Annotated in this window: 12 protein-coding genes; 3 read left to right on the top strand and 9 right to left on the bottom strand. The window is 66.5% G+C overall.

Going from position 1 to position 20,573, the window contains the following annotated elements:
- Nucleotides 1-16 precede the first annotated feature (16 nt).
- The 9 genes from IEY49_RS15925 to IEY49_RS15885 are packed head-to-tail and all read right to left on the bottom strand — an operon-like array spanning nucleotide 17 to nucleotide 14,767.
- Nucleotides 17-1,087 (bottom strand): Gfo/Idh/MocA family protein, encoded by a 1,071-nt coding sequence (locus IEY49_RS15925; protein WP_189010562.1) that lies wholly within the window; start codon nucleotides 1,085-1,087, stop codon nucleotides 17-19.
- Complete coding sequence (locus tag IEY49_RS15920) at nucleotides 1,084-1,905, bottom strand: sugar phosphate isomerase/epimerase family protein (protein ID WP_189010560.1); 822 nt, start codon at nucleotides 1,903-1,905, stop codon at nucleotides 1,084-1,086. Before IEY49_RS15920 ends, IEY49_RS15925 begins: the two co-directional genes overlap by 4 nt.
- Nucleotides 1,902-5,321: a glycoside hydrolase family 38 N-terminal domain-containing protein gene (locus tag IEY49_RS15915; protein ID WP_189010558.1), complete on the bottom strand. Its 3,420-nt coding sequence runs from the start codon at nucleotides 5,319-5,321 to the stop codon at nucleotides 1,902-1,904. The genes IEY49_RS15920 and IEY49_RS15915 overlap by 4 nt, the downstream gene beginning before the upstream one ends.
- A gap of 38 nt (nucleotides 5,322-5,359) precedes the next feature.
- Nucleotides 5,360-6,013, bottom strand: a complete 654-nt coding sequence (locus IEY49_RS15910; RefSeq protein ID WP_189010556.1) for a DUF624 domain-containing protein — start codon at nucleotides 6,011-6,013, stop codon at nucleotides 5,360-5,362.
- Entirely contained in the window at nucleotides 6,010-8,532 is a 2,523-nt protein-coding gene (locus IEY49_RS15905; protein ID WP_189010554.1) for a glycoside hydrolase family 2 protein, read from the bottom strand. The genes IEY49_RS15910 and IEY49_RS15905 overlap by 4 nt, the downstream gene beginning before the upstream one ends.
- A 4-nt stretch (nucleotides 8,533-8,536) precedes the next feature.
- Entirely contained in the window at nucleotides 8,537-9,457 is a 921-nt protein-coding gene (locus IEY49_RS15900) for a class II fructose-bisphosphate aldolase (protein WP_189010552.1), read from the bottom strand.
- Complete coding sequence (locus IEY49_RS15895; protein WP_189010550.1) at nucleotides 9,454-10,104, bottom strand: aspartate/glutamate racemase family protein; 651 nt, start codon at nucleotides 10,102-10,104, stop codon at nucleotides 9,454-9,456. Before IEY49_RS15895 ends, IEY49_RS15900 begins: the two co-directional genes overlap by 4 nt.
- Complete coding sequence (locus IEY49_RS15890; protein ID WP_189010548.1) at nucleotides 10,101-12,962, bottom strand: alpha-mannosidase; 2,862 nt, start codon at nucleotides 12,960-12,962, stop codon at nucleotides 10,101-10,103. Before IEY49_RS15890 ends, IEY49_RS15895 begins: the two co-directional genes overlap by 4 nt.
- Nucleotides 12,959-14,767, bottom strand: a complete 1,809-nt coding sequence (locus tag IEY49_RS15885) for an alpha-galactosidase (RefSeq protein WP_189010546.1) — start codon at nucleotides 14,765-14,767, stop codon at nucleotides 12,959-12,961. The genes IEY49_RS15890 and IEY49_RS15885 overlap by 4 nt, the downstream gene beginning before the upstream one ends.
- A 90-nt stretch (nucleotides 14,768-14,857) precedes the next feature.
- Between IEY49_RS15885 and IEY49_RS15880 the strand changes: the two genes are divergently transcribed.
- Genes IEY49_RS15880 through IEY49_RS15870 form a run of 3 tightly spaced genes read left to right on the top strand, consistent with a single transcriptional unit; the run spans nucleotide 14,858 to nucleotide 20,560 of the window.
- Nucleotides 14,858-17,365 (top strand): alpha-mannosidase, encoded by a 2,508-nt coding sequence (locus tag IEY49_RS15880; protein ID WP_189010545.1) that lies wholly within the window; start codon nucleotides 14,858-14,860, stop codon nucleotides 17,363-17,365.
- Nucleotides 17,358-19,211 carry a glycoside hydrolase family 2 protein gene (locus IEY49_RS15875; RefSeq protein ID WP_189010543.1) on the top strand — a complete coding sequence of 618 codons (1,854 nt, stop codon included), beginning with the start codon at nucleotides 17,358-17,360 and terminating at the stop codon, nucleotides 19,209-19,211. Before IEY49_RS15880 ends, IEY49_RS15875 begins: the two co-directional genes overlap by 8 nt.
- Nucleotides 19,208-20,560 (top strand): family 4 glycosyl hydrolase, encoded by a 1,353-nt coding sequence (locus IEY49_RS15870; RefSeq protein WP_189010541.1) that lies wholly within the window; start codon nucleotides 19,208-19,210, stop codon nucleotides 20,558-20,560. The genes IEY49_RS15875 and IEY49_RS15870 overlap by 4 nt, the downstream gene beginning before the upstream one ends.
- Nucleotides 20,561-20,573 lie beyond the last annotated feature (13 nt).

The following is a 20,573-nucleotide window of genomic DNA, read 5'->3' as shown; positions in this document are numbered from 1 at the left end:
ACCTGCTTTCTGGTGGTCACGCGGGTTGGAGAAAAACGGGATCGGCGGGCGTGAAGGTACTGCGCACGTCCACCATGCCTCCTTCGCGGATGGACGTATGCGCCGCTTCGAGAATTTCGACGATATGCGCGGCCTGCTCGCCGGTCACGCGCTGTGGGCGGTCTTCCCGCAGGGCACGTGCGAGGTCGTCGAGCGCCACGGCCCAGTTCAAGCCATGCGTGGCGGGCGTGTATTCCGGGAGCGCTGCGTACTCCGCGCCGAACGTGGCCGTTTCGATGGTGGCGTTCGGCGTCATCCAGCTGCCCAGGTACAGCTGCCCGTCGTCGCCCTGGAACTCGACGCCGTTCTGCTTGCCTTTGTCGGTGGTGTAGAACGATGCGGTGAGGCGCAGCACCGGACCGCTGGCAAACTCAACCATCGCGACATAAAAGTCGCTTTCAGTAGCTTCGAACGGGACTCCGCGTTTCGTAAGCCGCTCCGGCTTCACGGTGCGGCCGTAGGCCCATACGCGCGACGCCGGGCCAAAGATGCTGGTGACCACACCGAGCGGATATACACCCACGTCGCGCAGCGGGCCAACCTGATAGAAGCTGTGCGGAACCGGGTGCCACGTTTCAATGCGCCCGTGATTGGCTTCGGCGTAAATGACCCGCACCGGCCCGATCCGGCCGGAGAGAAGTTCTTTCATCGCGCGCTGCTGCGCTTCTCCCAAGAAAGTGACCGGCGCGCACGACAGGCGCACGTTGCGTTCGCGGGCCAGGGCCACGAGTTCCTGCGCCTGCGCGCTGCTGCCGGCCAGTGGCTTTTCGCTGAAGACGTGCTTGCCGGCTTCGAGGGCCTGCCGGCTGACCTCGTAATGGGCCGGCAGCACCGTGAGGTTGACCACCACCTCGACCTCGGGATCGGCCAGCAGCGTGTCCAGGGAATCGTAGACCCGGCAGTCCTGCTCTGCGGCGTACGCCTGGGCGCGCGCCGGGTCCAGGTCGAAGCAGCCGTGCAGCCGCAGGGATCCATAGGCCAGCATGTCTTTGGCGTAGGGCGTGGCGATCACGCCGCAGCCGACGATGGCAATATTGACCGGGTTCACGCGTTGGCCTTCAGTGAGAGGTCCGAAAGCCAGGACTCGAGTTGCCGCCTGGACTCCTTGATGTCCTCGGTGGGATCGAATTGTTCCGGCTCATGCTCGACGCTGATGAGGCCCTGGTAGTTCATATCGTTGAGCGAACCAACCACCCGGCGCAGAGGCACCACACCCTGACCGTAACCGACCGTGTCGTGCGTTCCCACTTGGCGGACATCCTTGAGGTGGACATGAAGCACCCGCTCGCCCAGTTCACCCACCGCCTGATCCGCCGGGTAGTTCTGGGTGCCGAACCAGCCGGTATCGACCGTGACACCCACCAGCCCGCCCTCATCCGGCCCGGCCCGCTCCAGAAGTTCCTGGGGCGTCTTCTCGGGGTGGTTCTCGTAGCCGAACCGGACGCCGTACTCGCGCAGGCGCGCAACATACTCTGCGCGCTGTTCAGTAAAGACGCGGCTTGCACCGGCCAGCAGCGGAATGCCCAGCGCGGTTACGAGTTGCAGCGTGCGCTCGAACTCCGCAAGGTCGTCCCCAAACCCTCCGCAGAATGCGACAAAGCGCATTTTTCGCCGCCCAGCGACATCAAGCGCAACCTGGACATGCTCCGGGGTCCACCACTTCTGATGCAGGTGGAAGTGCCACAGTTCGAGATTCTTGAATCCCATGTCGTCCACTTCACCCAGAAGCTCGTCGAAGCGTTCACCAAAGGTCTCGATCGGGGAGAAATGCTCGCGGCTGGTGCGGCAGGCCTGGCCCCAGTCGCCGGTGGCACGGTAGTTCACCTGACGGTAGGCGAAGTTGGCAGTGTTGAAGGCAACATTCATGGCTGGACCTCCTGGGTCGGTTCAGGTTCAAATTCGATGCGGACAGTGGTGAGCCCCCAGGCAGGGACCGCGAAATGCACCGTGTCCGCGTGGACTTCGGCTGGTTCCAGGTCGTACTCCAGCAGGTCCGTCTGGGTGGCCCGGCAGATGCGCCGGGGCGCGAACCGCGCGTGGGCCCTCTGGATCTCGCCTCGCAGGTCCTGGACGCGCAGGATCACGCCTCGGCCGTCACGGGCAGGCTTGAGGACACTCAGGGTGACGTTCTCGCTGACCTCAGCAAGGGTCCCTCCGGCAGGAGCGGCGTAGGAGGCGGTCGGTGGACGGAAATCCTGGAAGCTGATGCGGTGTGCGTAGAGGCCCTGCCGCGCTGAGCGGCCAACTCGTCCGGCCACCTCGCGGGTGAGGTCTGGTCCGCTGGTCAGGTGATAGCGGAAGGTCAGCGGCCCGCCCTGCCGGGCCTGATAGTTGGTATGCCAGTAGTTGCTCAGCAGGTAACCGAAAATCCGTCCTCCCCGGATGTCGCGCGTTTTCGGCCACGCTCCGCGCACGATGTCCCCGGCAGTGAACAGAGGGATGTCCGGACTGCTGACCAGCACCTTGGTGCGCTGTCCTTCCAGCAGCATGCCGGTCTGCAGGGGCAGCCACTCCAGGCAGGCGCCCGGCAGCCGGTCTGTATTCCAGTCAGTCCAGCCGAGTTGCGAGTCCGACAGCACCCGGGCGTCCGGCAAATCGAGATCGAAACGGACATAGGCGGCCTCGCGCGCTGTGGCGGCCTCCTTGTCATAGGTGTAATTAAAGTCGGCCCGCTTCTCGTGGGCTGGCAGGTGAACCCGGAGCTGCAAAGAACCCTGTGGGACCCGGGCACGCAGGTGCAGTGTGTCCCCCAGAGAATCGGTGGTCCGTGAGGCCTCGATCAGTTCGAAATGCTCGTCATCATGAAGCTCGGCCAGGGGCAGGTCCGCCTGATTGCTGAGAATCCGGCTGTCTTCCCCGCCGCGCACATACACCAGTCCGCCCGCGCCGCCACCCGCCAGCAGCTGCTCACCGCTCTGGAGCTCGGTCAGAAGGCTGGCCCTCCCGAGCCTCAGATCGAAGGTGAGCGCGTAATGCTCACTGCGGAGCTCGACGCTGGATTCGTCCGTCACGTCGGTTGTAATGGCCGCGATGGGCACGGTTTGCGGCTGAAGGGTGAACCGCCGGTAGGACAGCCCCGGCACAGCGGCACAGAAAGCGACGACGCGCTGGCTGGGATGCTGCTCAAGCACCCGGAAGGGCACCTGCTCACCGTCGGGGTCACAGGGCACCTCATCGTTGGCGATCTCCACGCTGCACTCCGCCGCGAGTGGCCAGTTGTGCGGGTTGTACACCACCACCTCCCGGCCCCGGGTGTTCCACTGCAGGCTGTGCCGGCTGGCTGCGGCGTGCAGGCCCTGGCGGGAGGCGAGGTGAGCACGCTCAGCGAAGGCGGCCTTGACGGCCCACTGGTCCCGGGTCAGACGGGCATCCGGGTCGGTCACGCTCATGAAGGCACCCCAGGTGTGCTCGTCGTAAAGCAGCAGATCCAGCCAGGCTCCGGCATGAGGGTCTCCAGTCAGGCTCAGCCTGTGGTCGTGCACGGCCGCCAGGGTGCCGAGCGTCTCTGCCGCCGGGAGCCGCGCCTGCGCTTCACGCGCCAGAACCGTTTCGCGCAGGCTGGTCAGTGCGCCGTCTTCCCAGTACGCGCCGCCGTCACCTCGCAGCACCGGAAGTTGATCAGAGAACTGCTCAGCGCGGCAGAAAAATTCAGCCGGGTCGGCCGGCACCAGCCGCGGATAGGCGTAGGTGGCGTTCCACTCGCCGATAAAATCCTGCGGCTGCGGGTCGAGGTCCGTGTTGTCGGCCTCCTGGCCGTACAGCAGCACGCAGTCGGGCGCATACTCCGGCCGGTCGAACTCCTGAAGCCACAGTGACAGCCCGCGTTCGGCGCTGCTGAGGTTCGGGGGGCTGCCGCACACCTTACGAAGTTCGCAGTACATCTTCGCGAGCCAGGTCAGAGCGCGGCCACCGGCGGGTCCCTCCCACCAGAAAGGGCTGGACCGGTGCAGGTTGCCGTTGACACGGAAGGGCCCCCGGTCCTGGTTGTTGGCATGCACCAGATACCGCACGCCCGCACCGCACAGGAGGTCCGGGTAACTGGCGCTGAGTGAAGCGACGTCCACCACCGCGGCCAGTTCGGCCCGGCGCCCGAGAGGAGAAAGGAACTCATCACTGGCCATGGCATTGCGGATGTGGTCCTCCAGGCTGGCGAACTGGGTGAGCAGGTCCGCGTAGTTGCTCACCAGATTGATGCGTCCAGCCTGCACCCAGGAGCGCAGGCGCGCGACCTGCGGCGCCGAGCGGGTTTTGAGGTAGTCGTCCAGAACCCAACTGCAGTCGAGGTGATAGGTGAAGTTGACCTGTCCTGAGTCCAGGAAGGCGATGGCCGCGTCGAGGTTCCGGCTGTGCCGTTCGGCAACTTCTTCCTGACGGTGGGTGTAGCCGATGTCGGTGTGGGAGTGCGCCGCGACATACACGGTCCACTTGCGTTTGCCTTCAAGGACCCCGCCCCAGGTGTGGCCCTGGTGCCGGGCGGTGTACTCGACGGTTCCTTCACCGTCGGGAATCCAGGTGCTGAAGCGGACATCACCGAACGCTGCAGGCCCGACCTCAAAATGGTGAGAGCGGCCGTCAAGAGTGAGGGTCAGCCCATCTTCAGCGGGCCTGTGCAGAACGCCGTCCACCCGCGTCTGCATCACGCCGCCCACTTCGCGGTACAGCACGGAGGTGCCGAGCGTCAGGCTGGGCGAGGGCACTTCCGGCAACGCCCTAAGCGCAATGTGCTGGTAGATCACGCCGGCCCCGTTGGCCATGCGGTCCAGTCGTTTGACCTGTTCGGGGTTCGGGATCATGACGACCGCGCCGCCGTCGACTGCCGTGAGTGTCAGCGTGTTGCGCCCGGGGCGAAGCAGCCGCGCCGGCAGGGTCACGTGGGCGCGGCCGTCAGCGTACAGGGTCGTGTGCAGCCCGGAGAGCAACCGGATTTCGCCGCTCGTGGAAGGAGCCGGACTCAGGAACACCGTACCGGACACGCCTCCGAGGTCCAGCCGCAGGTGCGGCACCCGCGGCGCGATCACCAGATAGTCGATCACGAGCTCATAGGCCGGGGCGTCCACCGCCTCCAGGTCAAAATGGATCCGGCGCATCTGCGCACCGTAGCCGGCTTCAGGATCGGCCTCACTGGCCTGATACAGGGGCCACACGTTGTCCGGTGCTCCCACGGTCCATTCCACGTCCGGGTACGCCATGGGCGCCTTGTAGTTGTCGGGCATCTCCCGGCAGGGTCCATCTTCCAGGCCGATACGCCAGAGGGTGGTTGTGGACGTCGTAGGGGGGGACATGTAAGCCTCCGTGAAGGGGTGCGGGCAGCAAGCCTGTTTCAGGCGGATGAGGACGGTTCGGGAAGGTCGGGGTCGTCTTCGGCAGATTCGGGAGGTGGGGTGTACTCGACCAAGGGGCGGACCTGCGTGGCGGCAAAAGCCAGCGCGAGGCTCACTAGGACGACCAGCGCCAGGGTGCGCGTAAAGAAGCTGATCACCCCCAGCAACACGGGAATCACGACATACAGGTGGGCAGAGACCGGTTCCCTGGCCAGCCCCATCAGGGCCGAGCGCCAGGCTGCGCCGTAAGGCAGGCGCTCGACGCTGAGGGCCTCGAGCAGGTAGGGCTGTAGGGCGATAAACAGCCAGGTGAGGTACACTGCCATCAACGAGACGACCGAGTCACCAAAGGGCTCCAGCGCCCGGAGCCAGTACACCAGGTTGCTGTACATCAGGAAGGCAAACAGCAGAGCCGTCAGCAGCCACAACGTTCCTGGAAGCAGGTTGATGCGCAGCAGCGCAGGAAACTGCCGCAGGTCCGGGTCCTGATCCTCGCGCATCCGGGCGATCAGCGCGTACGCGGCCAGGGTGGCGGGCCCAGACAGGATGACGGTCCACGACAGGGAAATCCAGATCAGGTTGAGCCACACCAGGGGAATCAGGTGACGCCAGACCAGCAGCCCGCCCTCCCGGTACGCACGCGGCAGTCTCATGCGCCGCTCCAGTCCAGGGTGACCGGCGGAGCGTTGAGGGACCGCAGCGTCATCCCGACAGGGACGGAGCCGGCGTCGGGTACGTGCAGCGCAGCCTGCACCACGCGGTGCTCCCCTGGCAACAGCGCAAAGCCGTTGTCACTGAACTTCTCCCTGACACCCATGGCCGCCTCGAGGCTGATCCAGGGCGCGGCCCAGTCTCCGGTGTTCCGAACCACCAGACCCGCAGCGACCTGATGCGCCTCCAGCGTGGTCTGAGGCAGCCTGGCCAGCGTCGCAAAAGGCTGCGGGACATGGCGCGCAATCCACTGCTCGGCACGGGCAAGTACCTTCCCGTCTGCGCTGTGGAGTTCGGCCCGCAGCAGGCAGGGGTCCTCGGGAAGGGGAAGGTCGATGGGCCGGCCGGGCGCAGGCCAGGACACTGTAGAGCGGTCGTCAAGCAGGGTCATGCCTGTCACGGTACGGAGCGAGACGGCCAGCTGACCAGCCCCCGGCCGGTCGGCCAGCACCTGAGGACAGGCCGTCAGGCTCCCCTCCCCCACCGGAGCCGGCAGGCCCAGGTGAATGGCGACCGGTGCGTTGGCCTCCCGGCAGCGGTAGTACGCCAGTTTCGGCTTCAGGTCGTAGTCGATCACGCTGGTGTTATGGGCATTCGGCCAGGGTTCATTGAGCTGCCACACCAGCGCCAGGCTGCACTCGTCGCGCCGCGCACGGTTGCAGCCCAGCGCGTGGCGCAGCACGTCCCCCTGGGCTGCCTGGGTCAGCAGCACGTACCGGCTGACATCCTCGACCGGACCGTAGACTTCCTCGATACGGTGATGCATCAGCCACCACTCGCCGTGATGCACCACCTGCGGATTGCGGTCGTCCATGGGCCACAGCGGCCCGGACGTGAGGTACCGGCGCAGGGTGGACTCGCGCGAGGCGGCCTGACAGCCGAACTCGCTGTGGGCCAGAGAGCGGTTGAGGGTGTGTGGAAGGTAACTGTCCACCGCGCCGCGGTAATGCCATGGGCCGTGAACGTCATGCAGGTCCTGCGGGCGTTGGCTGGCTGTGTCGGTGCTGAGGTCGTATTCGGGCCCGCTGGGCGAGGTCGGCAGGAACGGCCGGGTGCCGTCGAGATGATCAACAATGGTCCGGATCCGCGCCACGGTGGGGTCTGACCCGTTCACCGGGACATGATGTTCATCGGTGAGCTCGTTGCCCGCACAAAGCAGCACGACGCTGGGGTGATGACGCACCGCCCGCACGAGGGCGGGCAGGTCACGCTCCAGATTGGCCAGGAACGCTTCGCCGCGCGGCGGAACATTGTCGGTTCCGCTGGAGGTCAGGGGCATCTCCTGCCAGACCAGCAACCCGCACCGGTCACACTCGTCCAGCACGGCAGAAGAAGCAATGGGTCCGACTCCATTGAAACGCAGCAGGTTCGCGTGAGCGTCCAGCGCGTACCCTACAAGGGCACGCTCACGCTCGGGAACGCCGTCACGGCCTGCAATCAGGTCGCTGGGAACCACGTTAAACCCTCGGACGTACATCGGCTGCCCGTTGATTTCCAGCGTATACGGCAGCGCGCCGCGGGCACGGGAGGCGTCGTTACGCACCAGCGCCGCGCGCCGAACCCCGAATGTCCGCTCGACCGGGGCACTGCCCGGCACCCACGCGCGCAGGGTATAGAGCGGCTGTGCCCCCATGGCCGCCGGCCACCACAGCGCTGGTGCGGTCAGCATGAACACCGGCCTCACGCCTGCGGTGATCTCCCGGCGTCCGTCCGGATGAATCAGCTCTGCCGTGACGGGAAGACCGAGGTCTCCGTCGAGTTCGACTTCCACCTGCACTTCAGCCTGGGCGTGGTCCTCCGTCAGGGTGACACGGGGGAAGGCGTCCAGCACAGCTGTTCCTGCATCTGTCTGCAAGCTCACGTCGCGCCATAGCCCCACATGAACCAGACGCGTACCAAAGTCCCACCAGTAGCCGCTTCGCGGCTTGAGCGTGCCTGTCTGGCTGGTGCGGCCCAGTTGCCCAGCCTCCGGTGGGGGTTCATGCAGTACCACGACCAGCAGGTGGTCCGTCTCACGGTCGAGGCCGCTCACGTCGAAGCGCCCGGGCGTGTGGGTGCCGGCCAGACTGCCGAGTTGCTGGCCTTTCAGGTACACGTCGGCGCTGTAGTCCACTCCGCCGAAACACAGGAACAGGCGCGTGCCAGGCGGCAGTTCAACCCGGAAGGTACGTCGGTAGACCCATTGCCGCGCACTGACCCATTCGGCGTCCAGGCTGGAAAGTCCAAAGTTGGGATCGGTGATCAGGCCAGCCCGGATCAGATCGTCGTGCACACTACCGGGCACCCGCGCCGGAATCCAATTTGTGCGCGCGAACGCGCCCACGGGCTGCGAGGTCTCTTTGTGCAGCCTGCGGAATCGCCACGCCTCGCTGACCGATGAAGTCAGTTGCCAGCTGCCCCCAAGGCTCTGGAGAAATGGGCTGCTGCTCAGCGAGACGGGCTCGGGGCGGGGGTCGGTCATGGGGTCAGGAGAGGTGGGGTGTCAGGGAATCGGCGCGCCCCGCAGAACGCACAAAGTTGAGGATCTTGTCACGGGCCTCGGCGTTCACCGCGCTCAGCCCGCGTGCCAGCAGCGCCGGGTCCTGAGCGTCGAGCTCGGCACTGGTCATGCGCCCGAGGCCACCCATGGCAGCCAGCAGAGCGTTTTCCAGGTCGGTGGCGATGTTCATCTTGCTGATGCCGCCGCCGGGCAGCTCGATGGCCCGGTGCACTGTCTCGGCCGGCAGGCCGCTGCCCCCGTGCAGGACCAGCAGGGTCTCTGGAAGCAGGCGGCGGATCGCGGCCAGGCGGTCGAAGTCGATTTTCGGATTCGTGACCGGATAGACGCCGTGCGCGGTCCCGATGGAGACGGCCAGGACGTCGCAGCCGGTGCGCTCGACGAACTCGGCGGCTTCTTCCGGCACGGTGTAGAGCGCCTCGTCCCCTTCGGTTTCCAGTTTGTCGGTGGTGGTGAGCCGGCCGAGCTCCGCTTCGACACTGACCCCGCGCTCGTGAGCGTAGGTCACGATTTCCCGTGTCTGGCGGACGTTGTCCTCGAACGGCTGGGCGCTCGCGTCGATCATGACGCTGGTAAATCCTGCCTCGATGGCGGCCCTGATGACGTCATCCTCCCAGCTGTGATCGAGATGCAGGCACAGCGGAACGTCGGACCCCAGGTCAAAGGCCGCCTGCTCTACGGCGTCCCGGAAGTCGCGGGGCGTTAACCCGAACCAGCCAAGTTCACGCTGGCTGATCTCGATAATGACCGGGCTGCGCAGGTCCACGGCGGCCTGCAGCACAGGCCGGACACAGGCGCGGTAGCGAGCGCTGAACGCCGCTACGGCGTATCCGTCCCGTTGAGCGGCGGGCAGCATTTCGGCCAGGGTCAGGGCATGAGGAAGTTTCATTGCAGGGCCTCCAGGGCACGTGTCAGCCCGCTGTCCGGGCTGCTCAGGATGGGCGTGCGGGTCTCGCCGAGTCCGGGAATCAGGCGCGCCATGCTGGCCTGCGCAAGAACCACCACGTCGGTACGCTGTGCGAGCCCCTGCAATGCAGCGCTGACCAGAGCGTCGTGCTGCTCCGGCTGCCCGGCCATCAGGGCGTCGTAGGCACCTTCGACCAGCACCCGCTCGACCTCGGCGGCTTTGCCCGCGTCCGCTGCCGCGCGCTCGATCAGGCGGGCGGTAGGTTCCAGCGTGGAACCGACGGTGGCAATGACGCCAACCCGCTCGCCCAGCTGCACGGCCTGTCTGGCCATAGGTTCGTCTATGCGGAGGAACGGGACCGGCAGCTCGGCCCGGAGGTCATCGACTGCCCCGCCGACCGACGAGCAGCAGCACATCACCACGTCCGCACCGGCATTCACGGCGGCATTCGCGTAGGCGCGCAGGCGGCCGGTCACGTCCGTGGTGGGCTGCCCGGCCTGCATCACGTCCGGAAGCAGGCTATCGTCGAGAAGGTTGATGATGCGTACTCCCGGCGCGCGCTCAGCGGCCAGGGCCTTCATGGCGCTCACGGTCACGGGGGTGGTATGGATCAGGGCCAGGGTTTTCATGCGTGAGTCTCCATTGCCACGTCAAGTTCGAGGGTTACGATTTCCCAGGGACGAACGGTGAGCTCCACCATGCCGTCGGTCACGTCTATGTCTTCCTGGGGGTGTTCGCGCAGGTTCGCACGCCGGGCACCCGTCATGCCGACCGCCACGCGGACGCGTGCAACCTGTGGGTCGGGGGTCTGGTTGACGAAGCGGACAATCAGCGCGTTACGGTCCTCGGCGCGTTTCACCGCGGTGACCAGAACGCGTCCGGTGACCTCGATGAAGCTGCGCGCTGGCGGCAGCGTGGCGGGCCGGTCGCGGTGGCGGTTGCGCAACGGCACGATCTGACTGGTCTGCGTGGCAGCGTGCAGTGGGGCGTTGAAGCTGTGCGCGTCGCGCCAGGTGTCTGCTTCGGCCCAGGTGCCGGCGTGCGGCACCAGGCTGTACTCGGCCGTCACTGGCCCCAGCATCTGCGCTTCGGGCGTGGGAGTGGTTGGTCCAGCGCCGCCCACCCGGGTCAGGAAGTCCTCACGAGACAGCCAGCCCACGGCGCGCAGCACGGTCAGTGACAGGATACCGTCCTCGGCGGCGCTGAATTCCGGCAGGCCGCGGTTCAGCACGGTCAGTCCACGCGTGCCGTCGCTGAGGCTGGCAAAGTTCAACTGGGGGTGCTCATGCACGGCCGGTTCACTGCTACCGCGCTGATCTGCGGGCAGCGTTACCGGGCGGTCCACGACGCCGAACTGCGTTTCGGCGCTGGATACCGTGACCGGTGCGCCCAGGGGGAAGCGGGCGCGCAGCCGGTGGTCGCGCGCCGTGTTGTCGAAATGCGTGCGGATGTCCACCCGGCGCACGCCGGGAAGAAGGGTGACGTCGCTGTGCAGCACAAACGGTACATGGCGGGTGCTGCGGCTCTGGCGGTCCTCGCTCAGGCCCTCGGGCAGCGTCCAGCACCATGTGACGCGCAGGGTGGCGCGGGCCGGGCCGACCTCCACCCAGGACAGATGCGCCTGAACCTGCCCGGTGTGAAACACCTGATCACCCAGCGGCCAGGCGTAATTGTAGGTGTCTCCGTTGTCGCCGCCGTTGTCGAAGCTGTTCAGGCCGGTGTAAGAGTGCCCGGTGGACTTGTCGAGCAGGTCGAGGCTGCCGTTGTCCGGGTTGACCGTGACGCGCAGGAACTCGTTCTCAAGCGTTCCGGGTCCTACGGCCAGCGTGCTGACGGCAAGGGCACCCTTATTCAGGGCCACATCGCCCAGCACCTGATAGGGCCGCACCAGCGCTGAGCCCAGCGGCTGCTTGCGGCGGCGCAGGGCATACGACCGGTAGCCCAGGCCGGGCACGTCCTGGGCAACAAACGTCACCTCTATGAATTCATTGGCATCGTGCGTGCGGCCAGGACTCAGGCTCAGCCAGGAGAAGGCTTCGGTCTTTTCGACGTCGCTGCCCACCGTGCGGATCTGGAAGGGGCACTCCTGACCCAGATGATCAATCAGCATCCAGTGAAGCGGAGTGATGTTCAGGTGAGGATTCATCAGCACGCGAACTTCGTCGGTGCGCGGCCAGTTGAGCGGGTTGAAGACCGTGACCACCTCGCCGCCCTCGGCAAAGGCCGGGTCCACCCGCGTGGCAATGGACCCGTGGGCATCCTCGGCCAGCAGGTCGGCCATCTGCTGCGCCTCGTCGAAACGGGTGATCATCTCGCGGTGCACCTGGTCGATCGAACAACCACAGATGCTGTCGTGCGGGTGATTCTCGATCAGGCGCTCCCAGGCGGTCCACAGGTAGTCGGCCTCGTACTGTTCACCCAGCAGCCAGTGCAGGGCCTGCAGGGGCTCGGCGTACCGTTCGAGCGCCGTCTGGGCGCGGGCGTTGCGCTGCTTGAGGTACAGCCGGGCACTGAGCACGCCGGGCAGCAGGTGCGCCTTGCGCCCGAACGCGCGGCCTTCACCCTGCCAGACCACCTGTACCCGGTCCTGCTGAGCCTGGACCTCCTGCACAAAGGCGTCAAGCGTACTGATGCGGTAGGTGACCCCCTCGTCGGCCAGGGCGCCGTTGAGCTCCCGAAGCAGCCCGGGCAGCCGGGGATCGACCGGCAGGTGATCCCCGCCCATCGGCTCCAGAAGCACGTCCGTCACGGCGTAGCTGCGCAGGTACGCGCTGGTCCGGCGGGCCCGCCCGATGGTCTGGTCCTCGGTCAGTGCGGCGTCGTCAGGAAAGACCTTGTAGTGGCTCTGGTAGTACTCCAGGGGCAGGAACACCCCCAGCACGCGGGTTCCGTCGGGCGCCTCCCACCAGAATTCGCTGTGTATGTGTGGGGGAAACCGGTTGTCACGGGCCCGCGGGTACAGGTACCGGTTGAGCCCGACCTCGGCTGCGCCGGCCTCGACGCCCATCGGAGGGCCGCCGAACCCCCGCCAGACCACGGCACTGTCGATGCCAAATCCACGGAGCAACTGGGGCATCTGCGCAATGTGCCCAAACTGGTCGGGCAGGTAGCCGACGCGGCTGACTTCCACGCCCAGGTCACGGGCGGTTCGCTCGCCAAGCCACAGATTGCGCAGGGTGGCTTCTCCGCTGACCAGAAACTCGTCGGGCAGGATGTGCCAGGGGCCGACGAATAGACGCCCGTCCCGGATCTGGCGAATCAGTTCGTCCCGACGACCGGGCCGGACCTGCAGGTAGTCCTTCAGGACCAGGGTCTGCCCGTCGAGGACGAACGAGGCCAGGTCCGGCCCGGCGGCCAAAGCATCGAGAATCGCATCGACGGTATGCACCAGCCGGAACCGGAAGCGCTCACGGGTGCTCCACCATTCCCGGTCCCAGTGGGTGTGATGGTACACGTGCACGGTGACGGGACGCGGAACGGTCGTCACTGAGCGCTCCGGGTGGACCACGCTGCCCAGGTCTCGCGCACCAGGTCATAGTCCTCGTCGGTGAGGGGCTGCTGGTCACTGTCGACGTGCGTCACGAAATACAGGCTGGGAATGCCCAATTGCGGCTGGAGGCGGGTGTACTCGCGCCACGCAGCGCGGCTCGGCATCGGCCAGTTGTCGGTATCAACGGCGTGGTGCGGCAGCGCGGCCCGGGTGACGCGGGCGCGGTGGATCATCTGCTCGGGAACGTCCTGACCGGTATTCACGTCGTTGAGCCGGATCATGTCGGTAACGCTGGCAAAGACCGGGTGAGGCGTGTGGGTCATAATCAGCGCGTCGGCCTTGCAGCGTTTGGCCTCGTCCCGCAGAATCCACAGCAACCGGTGCAGCAGGTGAATTCCCCAGGCGCCCCCGCTGCGCTTCAGGCCGGGGCCGCTGGGGGTGCGGGCACTGAAGTCCACCTTGAAGCCGTCTGCGCCGTACTCAAGGAGCATGCGGCGCACAGCCGCACGTAGGACCGCCTCGTAGGCGGGGCTGGTAGGGTCGGCCGTGACCGGCTCGCCCAGGTCGTTGAGCACGCAGGCTTCGGGGGGAAGGCCCTCGGGGTCCCAGGCTTTCCACCACAGCAGCACCCGCTGATCCCGGGCGTGAGCTCGAGCGATCCAGCCTTCCAGGTCAGGCCACTTGGCGCGGTCGACCTCACACTGGCCGTAGCTCGCGCTCCATTTGTCGTCCAGCACCAGAATGCCCGGGTGCAGGTCATGGGCCTCCAGGGCAGCCAGGAAGCCATCATAGTTCTCCTGGGTGCAGTGGTCCGGCGCCCGGCCGCCGCGCTCGCGCACGAGGTGGCACTGGGCGCCCCAACCGCACTGGATGGGCGTACTCCACCAGCCGGGCTGAGCGCCCGGATCAAGCTGCGCATAGCCGAGTGCAGCGTGCCGTGCGCTGTTGTGCGCGATGGCGTCATACGGTCCATCCGCAAAGGCCAGGCGCAGGGTTGGCGTGCGGAACTGTCCCTGAACGCGGGTTTGGCCTTCATAGGCCAGCCTCAATGAGAACGCCGACTCCTGCGCATCGTAATGGAAGCCCGTGAAGTTCATTTCCTCGACCGGGGCAACGATGGATGCGGCCAGCCACCCGGCCGCGGCGGTCGTGGTGACCTTCGCTTCCCCTTCGTATTCAGGCGCACCGCCCTGATCGGCGCCGAGTGCGCCTCTGCGCTCGATCCCGGCCTGATGAAAGACGTACACCAACGGTGCAGGAGTAAAAAACCAGTGGGCCTTGCCCGGCAGACTGGTGCCCATCACGTCAATCGCGGTGGACTGCTCAGCGGGAATGGTCCGCTGCTCACGCTGATACGGCTCGGGGTTGAACACGGAGCTGAAGTGCGCTCCGCTCTGGAAAAACCCGCTTCCCCACCGTTGCTGGCCGTTGTAATGGCCGCCGAAGAGATGCACGTCGGTGAGTTCACCTTCGCCCTGGACCTCGACATGGCTGTCGATACCGTGCGCGTCGCAGCGGAGCACCAGCGTTTTGTGCTGCCAGATGCCACCTTCAAGCAGGAAGCGCAGCGTCACGGCGCCGTCCTCCTGGCTGATGGCCGGCGGGTGCAGACGGGCCGTGCGGTCGAGGCCGTGAGTGGTATGCAGGCTGGGCGCCAGGAACAGTTCGCTGAACAGCTGGCCGTCCGGGCGGGACAGTCGTGCGAAGGGACGGGCATCGTCCAGGCTCAGCCGGTAGGTCGGGCTGTGGATGTGGAGGCCGTGTTCGACGCGTTCGGCACTCACTTGCCTGGGGTCAGTCATCGTGTGCATGGTCACCTCTTGTCGTGTGTTCAGGGACACCCTACCCTATTCCTTAAAATTTTGAAATAACCCTGTACGCTTGGAGGCACGATGATCAATCCCCGCAGTAAGGCGCTTACCTTCCACTTGATCGGCCACGCCCACATCGACCCGGTATGGCTCTGGGACTGGCGTGAAGGCCACGAAACGGTCAAAGCCACCTTCCGCAGCGCCCTGGACCGGCTGAAGGAAAACCCGGATATGGTCTTCGTGCATTCCAGCGCCGCTCAGTACGCCTGGATGGAGGCACACCCGCAGCTGCTGGCCGAGGTCAGGGACGCCGTGCAGCGTGGCCAATGGGAACCGGTGGGAGGCTGGTGGGTGGAGCCTGATGTCAACCTCGCGCATGGCGAGGCGCTGGCACGTCAGGCGCTGATCGGCCAGCGCACCTTCGAGCGCCTGCTGGGCAAGCGCGCCCGCGTCGGCTTCCTGCCAGACTCGTTCGGGCACCCCGGCACTCTGCCGCAGCTGCTCCGGCAGTCGGGCCTTGACTCCTTCGTGTTTATGCGGCCCAGTGCCGGCGAACTTGATCTGCCTGCCAACCTGTTTACCTGGGTGGGGGCCGACGGCAGCCGCGTGCTCAGCGCCCGCCTGGAATGCTACAACAGCAGCCCCAACCAGATTTACACCAGCCTGGAGCGCAACCTGGCCTGGCGTCCCTCCCAGCTCACTAACTGGCTGGGTCTGTTCGGGGTCGGGAACCACGGGGGGGGCCCAACCCGCAAAGCCATCGCCAACCTGCGCGAACTGGCCGCTGACCCGGCCTGGCCTACCCTGCAGATGAATTCTCTGAGCGGTTTTTTCGAGACCGTGCGGGGGGAAAGCGCGCCGGAATACACCGGGGAACTCCAGCACCACGCCCGGGGCTGTTACGCCGCGGTCAGCGATATCAAACGCCTCAACCGACGCGCCGAGCACGCCCTGATGCGCGCCGAGAAACTTGCCGTAATGGCGGGTCCTGCCGGCTACCCTTACCCAGCCGAGGCCCTTACTCACGCGTGGAAGGGGCTGCTGTTCAATCAGTTTCACGACATTCTGGCCGGGAGCTCCCTGCAGAGTTCCTTCGAGGATGCACACCAGCAGCTTGGGGAGGTGCTGAGCATCGCCAGCCGGGTGACCTTCGCGGCCACCCAGGCGGTTGCGGATCAGGTTGATACCCGCCTGGACGGCCGGGAGGTGGATGAGGTGATCCGCAGCGTCCATTGGAACGGCGGCAGCTGGGTCACAGACTACGGCGATGGAGTGCCTGTCCTGGTGTTCAACCCGGACAGCCGGGAACGTGACGAAGCGGTCGAGATCGAGCTGAATGACTGGCACACCAGCAACCTGCGCCTGATTGACGACGCGGGCCAGGACGTGCCGTATCAGCGCCTGCGCGCCGAGAGCGTCAACGGGCAGGGCCGTCCCCGCTTCGTGTTCCGCGCGCAGCTGCCGGCCTTCGGCTACCGGATGTACCGGGTGCTGGACGAACCAGCGCCCGAACAGACCAACCCCCCCCTGCTGAGCGCCACGACGACCCTGCTGGAAAATGCCTTCTGGGCGCTTCATCTTGACCCGCACACCGGCGGGCTGATCCGACTGGTGGACAAAGCCAGAGGTCTGGATCTGCTGGCCGGAACCGGCGCTCAGCTGCAGGTGGTCCGCGACGACACCGATACCTGGGGTCACGGCGTCCGGGGTTTCCGGCAGCTGGTCGGCGTGTTTGGGAACGCCACTCTGGAGGTGCTGGAACTCGGAGAGGTTCGGGCCACCGTGCGGGCCACGACCCGCTTCGGCCGCTCGACCGCCGTGCAGGACTTCACGCTGTACGCCGGGTCTGCCGAGATTCACGGTCAGCTCAGCCTCGACTGGCACGAGCCGCACCACGCCGCACAGCTGGTATTCCCCGCGGCCCTCAGCGAGGTGACAGCCACCTACGAGGTCCCGTACGGTTTCGTGACGCGGCCCGCCGACGGCGAGGAGGAACCGGTGCAGTCCTGGACGGACGTCAGCGGCCTGGCCCGTGACGGACGTGGCGCGCCGCACCCGGCTGGGCTGGCGCTACTCAACGACAGCAAATATTCGGCCAGTGTGCTGGGCGGTGAGCTGCGCCTGACTCTGGCGCGGAGCCCGGTCTATGCGCACCATGATCCCGCAACCCTGGAGCCGGCGGTGGCGTATGCGCACCTGGATCAGGGCGCCCAGCGCAGCCGATGGGCCCTGGTGCCTCACACCGGTGACTGGCGCGCTGCTCACATGCCCGAGCAGGCGGCTGTGCTCAACCAGCCGGCAGTCTTCACCAGGGAGTACGTGCATGCCGGCTCCTGGCCCGCCTCACACTCCGACCTGCATCTGCAAGACCTGCCGACCGTACAGGTCAGCGCGCTCAAGCAGGCCGAAGACAGCGAGGACATCATCGTCCGCCTGCACGAATGGGGTGGAAAGGCGGCCCAGGGCCAGCTGCTTGTGCGCGGCCACGCCATTGACGTGGAACTCAGGCCGCAGCAGGTGCTGAGCCTGCGCCTCGCCGCAGATGGCCAGGCGCTGAAGGTGAACTTCCTGGAGGAAGCTGATGACTAGAGCCGTGCTGACGCTTGATAAAGCCGTAGACGACGCCGTGGCCACCCATCCGCGCCCTCATCTGCGCCGGGCCTGGCGGTCACTGGACGGCTGGTGGGACTTCGCTCCTGATCCTGCTGAGGACCCTGAGGACGTGACGTTTACCGGGCAGATCCAGGTTCCGTACGCGCCTCAGACGCGGGCCAGCGGTCTCCCGCAGGTGGTGGACCCAGCGCCGACCACGCTGTGGTACCGCACCCGGGTGGACCCCACGCCGGACGAGGTTCCGGCAAGGCACGAGCGCCTGCTGCTGCATTTCGGTGCGGTGGACTGGTCGGCCGAGGTGTATGTCAACGGCGCGTTTGCCTCGCGGCACGAGGGCGGCTACACCCCCTTTACGGTCGACGTGACTCGCGCCGCCAGGGACGGCTCGTTCGAAGTGTGCGTACGCGCGGTGGACGATCACAGTGACATGGCCATGCCGCGAGGGAAGCAGGACTGGCGCGAACCGCACGCCATCTGGTACCCGCCCACCAGCGGCATCTGGCGCACCGTGTGGCTGGAAAAGGTCCACCGACAGCACGTGGCTGCTCTGCGCTGGACCCCGGACCTTACCCGGTTTGAATTGACAGCCCTGGTCTCACTGGCCCACGCCCCGCTGCCCGGCACCCGGGTGCGGATCGAACTATGGGACGGTGAGCAGGTGCTGGCCGACAGTGACACGCTGGTCATCGGTCAGCACATGACGGTGCCGCTGAGGCTGCCCGACCCCGGTGTGGACGACGCCCGCAATCAGCTGCTGTGGATGCCGGACCACCCCAAATTGCTCGACACCCGTGTGACCCTCAGTGTCGGCGGCGAAGTTCTTGACCAGCCGGAAGGCTACGCCGCGCTACGTTCGGTCGAAGCCCGGGGGCGGCGGTTCCTGCTGAACAGCATTCCACACCCTCTGCGCATGGCCATGCACCAGGGCTACTGGGAAGACACCGGCATGACCGGCGATGACCGGCGGTACCGCGAGGACGTGCTGCTGGCCCGCCGGCTGGGCTTCAACGGCCTGCGTCTTCACCAGAAGATTGAAGATCCCCGCTTCGTGTACTGGTGTGACCGGCTGGGACTCGCGCTGTGGGTCGACCTGCCCAGTGCCTACGCGTTCACGCCCACCAGCATCGAGCGCCTGACCCAGACTTGGATGGAGGTCCTGCGGTTGTACGCCTCGCATCCCAGCGTGGTGGTGTGGGTCCCGTTCAACGAGTCGTGGGGCCTGCCGGACATTCCCAGGGAAGCGGCGCAACAGCAGGCCCAACGGGCGTTGTATGCCCTGACCCGAACCCTCGACAGCACCCGGCTGGTCAGCGGCAGCGACGGCTGGGAACAGGTGGTCAGTGACGTGTACACCCTGCACGACTATGTCCAGGACTCCGAGACTCTTCTGTTTCGTTACGGTAACCGGCAGGCCATCGAGGAGAACATCTGGCGCCTGTGGCCCGGCGGCCGGGAGCAGGGCCTGGCAGGGTTTACGCCCGGCGACCGGCCCGTGATTCTCAGCGAGTTCGGGGGCACCTCCTGGGTGCCGGTCGGGGAGGACGGCTGGGGGTACGGTGTTGTCCGCGACACCATGACCTTTACCGAGCGTGTCGAAAGCCTGCTGGCCGCTGCAGACCGCGCGATCCTGGACAAGGGCATCCACGGCTACTGCTACACGCAGCTGACCGACACCTACCAGGAAATGAATGGGCTTGCCGGTATGGACCGCATACCCAAAGGGGACGTGGACCGGCTGTCGAGCGCCGTACGCGGAGAGCGGCACGATCCCTCCAATCCGCTGTGGTATTCCAAGCGCTGGCGGGGACAGCGCGACCCGTGACGCGGATCGTGATCGTGGGTGCGGGCGGCGTGACCTTTCCCCTGACGCTCGCGGCGGACCTGCTGACCCAGCCGACTCTGGAGGGGGCCACGCTCGTGCTGCACGACCCTGACGTGGCGCGCGCCAACCGGACTGCCCGGGCCGTTCGCCAGGTGGCCGACGCCCACGCGCGGCCTCTGGACCTGGTGGTCACACACGACCGCCGCGCAGCGCTTCAGGGGGCAAGCTATGTGCTGCTGACCTTTCAGGTCGGTGGGCTGGAAGCGTACCGCACGGACCTCGACATCCCACGGCGCTATGGAGTGGACTGCGTCGCCGGCGACACCCTCAACCCGGGCGGGGTGATGCGCTTCGTGCGCAGCAGCCCCGTCTTCGAGGCGCTGGCGCAGGATCTGCTTGAGCTCTGTCCTGACGCGCTGGTCATCAACTACACCAACCCCATGGCCATGAATACCCTCTACCTGTCACGGCTGGGACTGCGGGCCCTGGGGCTGTGCCACAGCATCCCGGGTACGGCGGCCGTAATCTCGGGACTGCTTGGGCTCGGCCCGGGGGTATTGTCCTACCGTGCCGCCGGCATCAACCACCAGGCATGGTTCCTGAGCGTGGAGGCCGGCGGCGTGGACCAGCAGAGCGCTCTGCGCACTGCGCTGCGTGAGCGCTTCCTGCCCGACTATGACGCCACCACCGGCTGGACCGAAGGTGACGCTACCTACGCCGGCGGCCAGGAGCGGGTTCGTGCAGAGATGATGGAAACTTTCGGGTACTTCACGAGCGAATCGAGTCACCATGCCTCCGAGTACGTGCCTTACTTCCGCCGCTCAGCGCAGACAGTCAAAACGCACCTGCCACGTCGCTGGGATTACCTGCGCAGTGCAGAAACGGTGGCCGGACAGGTGGACACTCTCGTTGCCCTCAGCGCCGATCGGCTCAGCCGCGGCCTGCAGGCGTCGGGCGAATGGGGAATGCCGATCATCGCGGCGCTGGAGGGAAGCGAGCCGGCCGACGTCTACGTGAATGTCAGCAACGACGGCTGGATTACGAACCTGCCGGCAGAGGCGTGCGTGGAGGTGCCGGCCCGCGTGGACGCCCGGGGCGTGCATCCTGCAACGATGGGTCGGCTGCCGGGCGCCTGTGCCGGCCTGAACCTCACTGGTATTGCCCTGCAAACGGCAGTCGTCGACGCTGTGGTTGCCCGCGACCCGCCCGCACTGACAGCGGCCATGGCCCTGGATCCACTGACCGCAAGTGTGCTGGACCTGCGTGACATCCGCGCAATGTCGCGGGAGTTGCTGGCGGCGCAGCAGCCGTGGCTGCCTGAGTGGCTTCGGGCGGAGGTGAGGGCATGAGGCGCAAATTGAC

The organism is Deinococcus malanensis (genome assembly GCF_014647655.1).
Lineage (GTDB): Bacteria > Deinococcota > Deinococci > Deinococcales > Deinococcaceae > Deinococcus > Deinococcus malanensis.
Note: the sequence above shows the minus strand (reverse complement) of the source record. Positions and strands in the feature narration are given on the sequence as shown.

Coding starts and splice junctions, on each gene's coding strand:
- IEY49_RS15920 (WP_189010560.1), bottom strand. CDS start 1,905: ATGAATGTTGCCTTCAACACTGCCAACTTCGCCTACCGTCAGGTGAAC.
- IEY49_RS15915 (WP_189010558.1), bottom strand. CDS start 5,321: ATGTCCCCCCCTACGACGTCCACAACCACCCTCTGGCGTATCGGCCTG.
- IEY49_RS15910 (WP_189010556.1), bottom strand. CDS start 6,013: ATGAGACTGCCGCGTGCGTACCGGGAGGGCGGGCTGCTGGTCTGGCGT.
- IEY49_RS15905 (WP_189010554.1), bottom strand. CDS start 8,532: ATGACCGACCCCCGCCCCGAGCCCGTCTCGCTGAGCAGCAGCCCATTT.
- IEY49_RS15900 (WP_189010552.1), bottom strand. CDS start 9,457: ATGAAACTTCCTCATGCCCTGACCCTGGCCGAAATGCTGCCCGCCGCT.
- IEY49_RS15895 (WP_189010550.1), bottom strand. CDS start 10,104: ATGAAAACCCTGGCCCTGATCCATACCACCCCCGTGACCGTGAGCGCC.
- IEY49_RS15885 (WP_189010546.1), bottom strand. CDS start 14,767: ATGACTGACCCCAGGCAAGTGAGTGCCGAACGCGTCGAACACGGCCTC.
- IEY49_RS15880 (WP_189010545.1), top strand. CDS start 14,858: ATGATCAATCCCCGCAGTAAGGCGCTTACCTTCCACTTGATCGGCCAC.
- IEY49_RS15875 (WP_189010543.1), top strand. CDS start 17,358: ATGACTAGAGCCGTGCTGACGCTTGATAAAGCCGTAGACGACGCCGTG.